The sequence below is a fragment of the Streptomyces sp. NPDC050528 genome (assembly GCF_044457795.1).
Classification (GTDB): domain Bacteria; phylum Actinomycetota; class Actinomycetes; order Streptomycetales; family Streptomycetaceae; genus Streptomyces.
The window spans coordinates 129,896-137,805 of the sequence record NZ_JBITHH010000009.1; the positions used below are offsets into that span (position 1 = coordinate 129,896).

A 7,910-nucleotide genomic window follows, 5' to 3' on the forward strand; every position below is an offset into this window, starting at 1 on the left:
GCCGCCCGCTCCCGCCGTATCAGCCGAGCGCGTCCTGCAGGCTGCTTCGGCGCGGGAGCTGGGCGAGTTGGCCGCTGCCGAGGCGGATGCGGTCCTCGCTGATCATGACGCGGGCGGACAGCACGTCGCGTATCTGACGGCTCAGACTCCATTTGCTCGCCGACGGCTCCCGATAGGCGTCCACGCCGATGACCTGGAAGGAGTCCATCACACTCTCGCCCGCCCGGGCGGCGGCGGTCAGGCGCAGCGCGTTCGAGCGGCGCACCATGGCGTCGCCGGCCAGGTCCCGCACCTCCTCGTACTGGGCGGCCAACGAGTGGATCTGCTCCGTGAGTTCGTCGATGGTGTCCGAGGCCCGTCCCAGCCGCATCGTTCTGGCCGTGAGGACATCGGGTGCGGTCTGGCTCTGCCGGCGCCGGAAGGCGTCCTGTGCGGTGGTGAACGCGGACTCGGCGATGCCCAGCCAGCACGCGGCCCAGCCGAGGTTCGACAGCGGCATGATGACGCGGGCCGAGACCTCGCTGAACGACTCCTCCAGGATCCGGTCACGATGTGTCCGGGCCCGGACCCTGCCGCCGCCGCTGCCGGTGCCCCGCATGCCGAGGGCCTGCCATTCGCGCCAGTGGGACACGACCAGTTCGTCGCGGTGCACGAGCACCACCGCGCCTTCGGTGACCGCGTCGTCGGCCGAACGCCGGGCCACCAGCAGTCCGGCGTCGGCCTGTTGGAGGTAGGAGGAGACCGAGACGTTCTTGTCGATGACCACGGCGCCGCTGCCGTCCGGCTCCTCACGGCAGTGGGCCCGGCTCTCCCGGGGGCTCGCGGCTCCGGTCTCCGACATCAGGCTTGCCACCAGCGGCTGGGTCTCCCACGCGGAGTCGAGGAACTCCCGCACTGCCGTGCCGGTCTTCGATTGGCGTGCGACCGCCTGGAGTTGCCCCTGGTGCATGGCCCAGATCATGGCGGTGGAGGCACACGCCTGGCCGAGCGCGTGGGCCACCGCGACGATCTGCGGCGCGGTCCACAGGCCCTGACCCGGGACGGGTTCGGGGGCGAGCAGCCGGTGCCGCTTCAGCGCGGCGAGGGCCTCGGCCGGGAAGCGGCCCGCGGCGTCCACGTCCACGGCGTGGGCGCGGGCGGCGTCCACGGCTGCGGCAACCCGTTCGCGCAGGGTCAACCCGTCCACGCTGTCGATGTCCTTGATGCCGTGCAGGTCTTCGGTCATGGCCTCTTCCGTACGTGGGTGCTGTCAGCGCGGCTCGGCGGTGGGCCCGCGGCCCGGTCGGCTCAGCCGCCGAACTCCATGAGCGTCCTGCGCAGCTGCGGCCCGGACTGGGCCAGCTTGTCCGGGTCGAGCATGCGCAGGTGCGGTGCGGTGGTCACGATCGTGTCCGTCCCGCCCTCGAAGTGGCCCTCCCAGTACGGCCCGTCGAGGTCCGAGGTGCGATCGGCGGCCAGGAAGTGCGTGAGACCGCAGGACACCCGGTACGGCGGTCCGGCGAGGTCCACGTCGGCGGCGTCGAACATCACCACGTGCTCGACCTGGTAACCACGCTCCTGGAGTTCGGCCGCGACGGCGGGTGCCAGCGCCGCGCCCATGGACCAGCCGACCAGCACGACCGGTCCCAGCAGGCCGATGTCCTCCACGGCCAAGACGAACTCCTCCAGCACGGCGGCCGGATCGGCCGAGCGCCCGTCCGCCGCGAGGACCGAGGACAGAACTCCGTGGACCGGCATGTGCCTGGGGAGATACGGCAGCAACTGGACGAAGCTCCACGCCGTACCGCTCAGCGGCGGGAGGCAGATCACCGTGGGCTCGCCGCCCGCGGCCCGCAGCGGGACCGAGGACTGCGCGACGAACTCCGGGCGCCCGAGCCGCTCGGCGAAGGTCCGCGGGGTCGGGAAACGGAAGACCTCGGCGGTCTCCAGGGTGACACCGAACATGTCCTGGAAACGCAGCACCATCTGCACCGCCAGCAGCGAATGGCCGCCCAGCTCGAAGAAGTTGGCGTCGCGTCCGATGTCGTCGCGTCCCAGAAGGTCGCGGAAGACCCCGCGGATCAGCTGCTCGTGGGGCGAACCGCCGTCCTGGTCGGCCACCGGCACCGGTGCGGTGGTGTCGGCGAGGCCGCGGCGGTCGAGCTTTCCGGCGGCCGACATCGGCAGCGCGTCCAGCCGGACGTAGAGGGACGGGATCATGTAGGCGGGCAGTGTCCGGGAGAGGTGCTCGCGCAGTCCTGCCGCCTCCGGCAGGGTGTCGCCCTCGGGGATGATGCCGGCGATCAGCCGGTCGGCGCTCTTGGGATCGACGCCGACGACGGCGTCGGCGACGCCGGGGCACTGCGCCAGGCGCTTCTCGATCTCCTCCAGCTCGACCCGGAAGCCGCGCACCTTGACCTGGGTGTCGAGCCGCCCCAGGAAGCGCAGCCGTCCCCGGGCGTCCCAGCGCCCCGCGTCCCCGGTGCGGTAGCGGCGGTAGCCGTCCGCCGCGATCCGGTCGAGCGGAAAGCGGCTGGCCGTGAGCTCCGGCAGCCCGACGTAGCCCTGGGCCACCTGGGGGCCGGCGAGGAAGATCTCGCCGGGTACGTTGACCGGGCAGGGACGGTAGGACGCGTCCAGGACATAGGCGCGGTTGAGGCCGAACGGGGTGCCGACGCAGGAGGTCGTCTCGACGGCAGTGGCGTGGGTCTCGTCCCGCCCGCCGGAGTGCTGGACGGTGCAGTAGACCGTCGCCTCCGTCGGGCCGTAGAAATTCCAGTACGTGAGGGCGCGCCCGTCCAGGTAGGCGGCGAATTCGCCGGGCAGCGGTTCGCCGCCGAGCATCAGCCTGGTGCCGGACGCGACCTCGACTCCGGCCTCGCGCAGGGACTTCCACACGGTGGGCGTGCCGCCGACGTACGTCACCGGCGGGGTCGCCGCCAGCGCCCGCGCGACCGCTGCCGGGCTGGTCGCTCCCTCCGCGAGCAGCTCGACCGAGGCACCGGCCAGCAGCGGAACCAGGTACTCCAGCAGGGAGATGTCGAACGAGGTGGTGGTCAGGCTGAGCGCGACGTCGTCGGGGGTGATCCCCAGGAGGTCGAGCGCTGCCTCGCAGAAGGCGGAGAGCGCGGTGCGGGCGACGGCGACGCCCTTCGGGTCACCGGTGGAACCCGAGGTGTACATGATGTACGCGGTCGTCCCGGCCTCGGCCTCGGCCTCGGCCTCGGCGTCCGGACGGGCCGCCCGCTCGGCGGCAGGACCCCGCAGTCCGGAGGGGCTCACCGTGCGCAGGCCCGCCGTCTCCCCCGTGTCCTCGTCGGTCACCACGAGTCGGGCGTTCGCGTCGTCGAGGATGAACGCGGTGCGCTGAGCGGGGTGTGCGGCGTCGAGCGGGAGGAAGACCGCGCCGAGCTTCCATATGCCGAGCACGGTGGCGAGGAAGTCGAGGCCGCGCGGCAGACGGACCGCGACCACGTCGCCGTGGCCGATGCCCTGGGCGGCCAGTGCGTCGGCGAACGCGTCCGATTCCCGGTCCAGTCGGGCGAAGGTCAGGGTGTCGCCCCCGGATCGTGCGGCGATCCGGTCGGGCCAGGTCCGCACTGCCCGGCCGAACCGCGCCAGGACGTCCGTGACGGGCCGTGCGGCGGCTTCGACGGTGCCCAGCCCGGAGAACTCGCCCACCCGGTTCTTCTCCTCCTCGGAGGCGAGGTCCAGGTCCGCGACCCGCACCGACGGTGTCCCGGCCGCCTGGAGCAGGACCTGGCCGAGGTGGGAGACCAGGGTGCGCATGGTGCTCTCGTCGAAGCGAGCCGTGTCGTACTGGAGCCTCAGCCGCAGCCGGCCGGCCTCCGGCACGAAGGTGGTCGTCAGGTCGTAGCGCGCTCCGTTCAACTCGACCCAGAGGTGCTCGGTCGGCTCCAGACCGGCCAGGTCGAACGGCAGGTCGGGCAGGTTGGCGACGGACAGCGAGACCTGGAAGACCGGCGAGACGTTGTCCTGCCGCTGCACCGACAGGCTCTGCAGGACCTGGTCGAACGGGAGGTCCTGGTGCTGCATCGCCTTCAGGCTGGAGCTGCGGGTGGACTTGAGCAGCTCCAGGAAGGAGGCGTCGTCGTCGACCGCGACGCGGACCGAGATCAGGTTCAGGAAGAGCCCGACGGTGGACTCGAACTCCGTCCTGGTCCGTCCGGCGACCGGCGTGCCCAGCACGACGTCCCGCTGGTCGGAGTACCGGGTGAGCACCACGGACAGCGCGGCGGCGAGCACCATGTACAGGGTGCAGCGGGCCGTGGACGCGAGCTGCCGCGCCGCGTCGTGCACCTCGTCCGGCAGCACGAGGTTGATCATGGAGCCGGTCATGTCGCGGCGCTCGGGACGCGGCCGGTCCCAGGGCAGCTCGGTCTCCGCCGGGGCTCCCTCCAGGTAGTCCCGCCAGAACGCGGCCTCTTCCCGGATCCGGTCCTCGTCGAGGTGCTCCCGCTGCCAGGCGGCGAACTCGGGGTACTGGACCGTCACTTCGCGGGGCTTGTGGTCCGTGGCGCCGACTTCGCGGTTGTAGAAGAGGGCGATCTCCTCGATGACGTTGGTCAGGGACCAGCCGTCCAGCGCGATGTGGTGCCCGATGACGACCAGTGCGTGCAGCGTGGCGCTCCAGCGCAGCAGGTGGACCCGCATCGGTGACTCGCCGGCCAGGTCGAACGGCCGCCCGGCCGCTTCCCGCACGAAGGCCTCGATGGCCGGCCGCAGCGCGTCGGTGGACGTCTCCCGCGCGGACATCTCCACCACGTGCAGCGGGTGTCCGGCCTGCGGCTCGACCCACTGCATGGGCTCTCGACCGCCGGTCGCGGGGGTGATCCTGGTGCGCAGGGCGTCATGCCGTTCGACGACCGTGCGGACGGCGGCATCCAGCGCGTCGACCACGAGCGCACCGCGCAGAATCCTGACGTCGGGGTTGATGTAGGCGACATTGCCGGGCGCGACCTGTTCGACGAACCAGATGCGCTGCTGGCCGAAGGACAACGGCGTCTCGATGCGGGACATACAGGAGCTCCAGACGTCAGGGCCGGTGGGCGGGGCGGGGACGACCGACGGCCCCGGGTCCCTCGCCGTCGGGGAGATCGAGCCGGATCGCGTCGAGCACCTCCGCCGTGCGCTCGTGCGGGAAGAAGTGACCGCTGTCGAAGGCGCGGGGCGTCACCGACTCGGCGGCGTCCGTCCAGCGGGCGAGCGACTCGGGCGGCGCGAGAGGGTCGGTGCGGCCCGCGTACACGGCGGTGGGGGTGGTGAGGCGAGGACCGTCCCAGACGAAGCCGCGCAGCGACGCGAGGTCGTCGAGGAGCATCGCGACGGCCAGCTCGCGCATGCCGCGGTCCGCCAGCACCTCCGCCGGTGTGCCGCCCGCCCTGCGCAGGAAGTCCACTGCCTCGGCCTCGGTGCCGCTCGGCACGGGCGCCGGTCGCCGCAGGTGGGGCGGGTGGGTGGCGCAGACGACCAGCAGCGCCGGTACCGCGTGGGGCCGGTCCCGCTCCAGCTGCAGGACCGCCTCCGCGGCGACGAGCCCGCCGAGGCTGTGGCCCACGAGGACGTAGGGCTCGCCGAGTTCGGCCAGGGACCGGGCAAGTCCTTGTGCCCGTTCCCGGACGGTCGGGGCCGGGCACCCCGCGGCGGGCGTCGCCATCCGGGTGCCGAACATGGTGAAGCCCCGGCTCCGGGCCGGCGTCGTCCAGCTGCGGAAGGCGTGCGACGTGCCGCCCGCGTGAGGCACCGCCACGAGCGGCGGTCCGGTCGGCGACTCCTGCGGCCGGCGACCGGGATCGAGCGGGAAGATATCGGCGCTCATGCCGGCGATCCCTCCTGCCGTGGCTCGCGACCGTCCTGCCAGCCGGATTCACGCAGCCTCGACCGGTCGACCTTGCCGCTGGCGGTCATCGGGAACCGGTCGAGGACGGTGAACCGGGTCGGGATCATCGCCGGCGGCAGATGGGCCAGGGCGTGACGGCGCAGCTCCGCCCGGCCGGGAGGGTCGTCGGGGTCGACGAGGAGATGGGCGACCAGCTGGTCGCGGCCGGGCGTCCCGGTCTTCACGACCGCGCTCGCCCGCACTTTCGGGTGCAGGTCGAGAACGTGCTCGACCTCCCCCGCCTCGATCCGCACTCCGTGGATCTTGATCTGCTGGTCCGTCCGTCCCCGGTAGTCGAGGACCGCGCGGCCGTCGGCACACGACACCGACGTGGTCCATCGGACGAGGTCGCCCGTGCGGTACATCCGCCCGTCCGGCACGGTCCCGAACGGATCGGGAACGAACCGTTCACGGGTGAGATCCGGCGCACCGGCGTATCCCGAGGCCAGGCACACCCCGGCCAGATACAGCTCACCGACCGCTCCGAAGGGCACGGGTTCTCCGTTCGGGGTCAGCACATGGGCGACGACGTTGTCGATCGGCCCCCCGATCGGTACGGCGGGGCCCGGCTCGGGTGTGCGGCAGTCCCAGGCGGTCACGTCGACGGCCGCCTCGGTGGGTCCGTAGAGGTTGTGCACGGTGGCGCCCAGCACCGATGCCGCCCGGTTCGCCAGCGCGGGCGGGAGCACCTCGCCGCTGCACACCACGCGACGCAGCCGGGTGCACTCCGCGGCCCGGGGCTCGCGCAGGAACTGCTCCAGCACGCAGGGCACGAAGTGGGCGACGGTGGCCTCCTCCCGGATGAGGGTCTCCGCCATCTCCTCGGGATCGAGGTGCGCGAGCGCCGGGGCCATCGCGAGCCGGGCCCCGGCGAGCAGCGGCCAGAAGAACTCCCACACGGACACGTCGAAGTCGAACGGGGTCTTCTGCAGGACGGTGTCCGAGCCGTCGAGACGGAAGTGGTCCTGCATCCACAGCAGGCGGTTGACGATGGCGCCGTGCGGAACGACGACGCCCTTCGGGCGCCCGGTCGAGCCGGAGGTGAACAGGACGTACGCCGGGTCGTCCGGCCCGGCCCGGTGTCCGCCCTCCGCGCCGGGGGCCGGCCTCCCAGCGGAAGGCGGCGCTGACAGCCGTATGCCGGAAAGCCCCAGCAGGGTCACGTCCGGTGCGGACTGCCGGACCTTGTCCGCGGCTTCCTCGTCGGATACGACGATCCGCGCTCCGGCCGTCTCGATCATGGTCCGGAGCCGAGCGGGCGGGGCCTCGGGGCCGAGCGGCAGATACGCCGCGCCGGCCAGCAGAATGCCCAGCAGCACCCCGGGGAGTTCCAGCGAGCGCCAGGCGCTCACCCCGATCACGTCGCCCCGGCCGACGCCCTCGGCGCGGATCCGGTCCGCGAACGCGCGCGCACGGACGAGGAGTTCGGTATAGGTCAGCGACGCACCCCCGGCCGTGACCGCCACCCGCGAGGGGTGGAGCTCGGCCGTCCGCACGATCAGCTCGTGCAGCGGGGAGCTCGGGCGGGCCACCCGCGTTCCGGCGAGGGACAGGAGCATCCGGCGCTCCTCGGTTCCGGCGACCACCAGGTCGTCGAGACCCGGCTCCGCCGTGGTGACGAGCCGCTCCAGCACGGTGCCGGTCCGCTCCGACGCCCATCGCGTGAAGGTCGTACCGCAGCCGTGCACGACCGTCGGCGGCTCGTCCGCCCCGGTGTGCGGCAGTTCGAGTCGGCACGGCACGTGGTCGCGCGCGCCCTCCCGGCAGCTGTCGCAGTACACGTCGAGACGGATGGTGCCACGCCGGGACCACTCCTCGATCGCCGCGCCGAGCCGGCTCACCGCCTCGTGTCCGCCGTCCGCCAGCGTCACGCTCACGCCTTCGGAGGAGGTGTCCGATCCGACCCGGACGCCGGTGTGCCCGGTATGGCAGACCTTGGCCGCCACGAGGGCGGCGGCGAGGGCGGCCGAGGCTCGGTCGGGGGCCCCGACCGTGACGCGCTGGGCTTCGATCACTTCGTGCTGCTGCACGG

General features: G+C 72.7%; 4 protein-coding genes. All 4 read right to left on the reverse strand.

All coding sequences use genetic code 11. The annotated features are described in order from the left end of the window. Window positions 1–19: 19 nt before the first annotated feature. The 4 genes from ACIBK4_RS29780 to ACIBK4_RS29795 all read right to left on the reverse strand — a co-directional run bounded on the left by ACIBK4_RS29780 (window position 20) and on the right by ACIBK4_RS29795 (window position 7,908). Window positions 20–1,225 (reverse strand): hypothetical protein, encoded by a 1,206-nt coding sequence (locus ACIBK4_RS29780; protein ID WP_398999434.1) that lies wholly within the window; start codon window positions 1,223–1,225, stop codon window positions 20–22. 62 nt (window positions 1,226–1,287) lie between these two features. Then, a complete protein-coding gene (locus tag ACIBK4_RS29785) occupies window positions 1,288–5,019 on the reverse strand; it encodes an amino acid adenylation domain-containing protein (RefSeq protein ID WP_398999436.1) in 3,732 nt (1,243 codons plus the stop codon). Window positions 5,020–5,035: 16 nt separating this feature from the next. After that, a complete protein-coding gene (locus tag ACIBK4_RS29790; protein ID WP_398999438.1) occupies window positions 5,036–5,818 on the reverse strand; it encodes a thioesterase II family protein in 783 nt (260 codons plus the stop codon). Continuing rightward, complete coding sequence (locus ACIBK4_RS29795; protein WP_398999440.1) at window positions 5,815–7,908, reverse strand: amino acid adenylation domain-containing protein; 2,094 nt, start codon at window positions 7,906–7,908, stop codon at window positions 5,815–5,817. Before ACIBK4_RS29795 ends, ACIBK4_RS29790 begins: the two co-directional genes overlap by 4 nt. Between the last annotated feature and the right edge of the window lie 2 nt (window positions 7,909–7,910).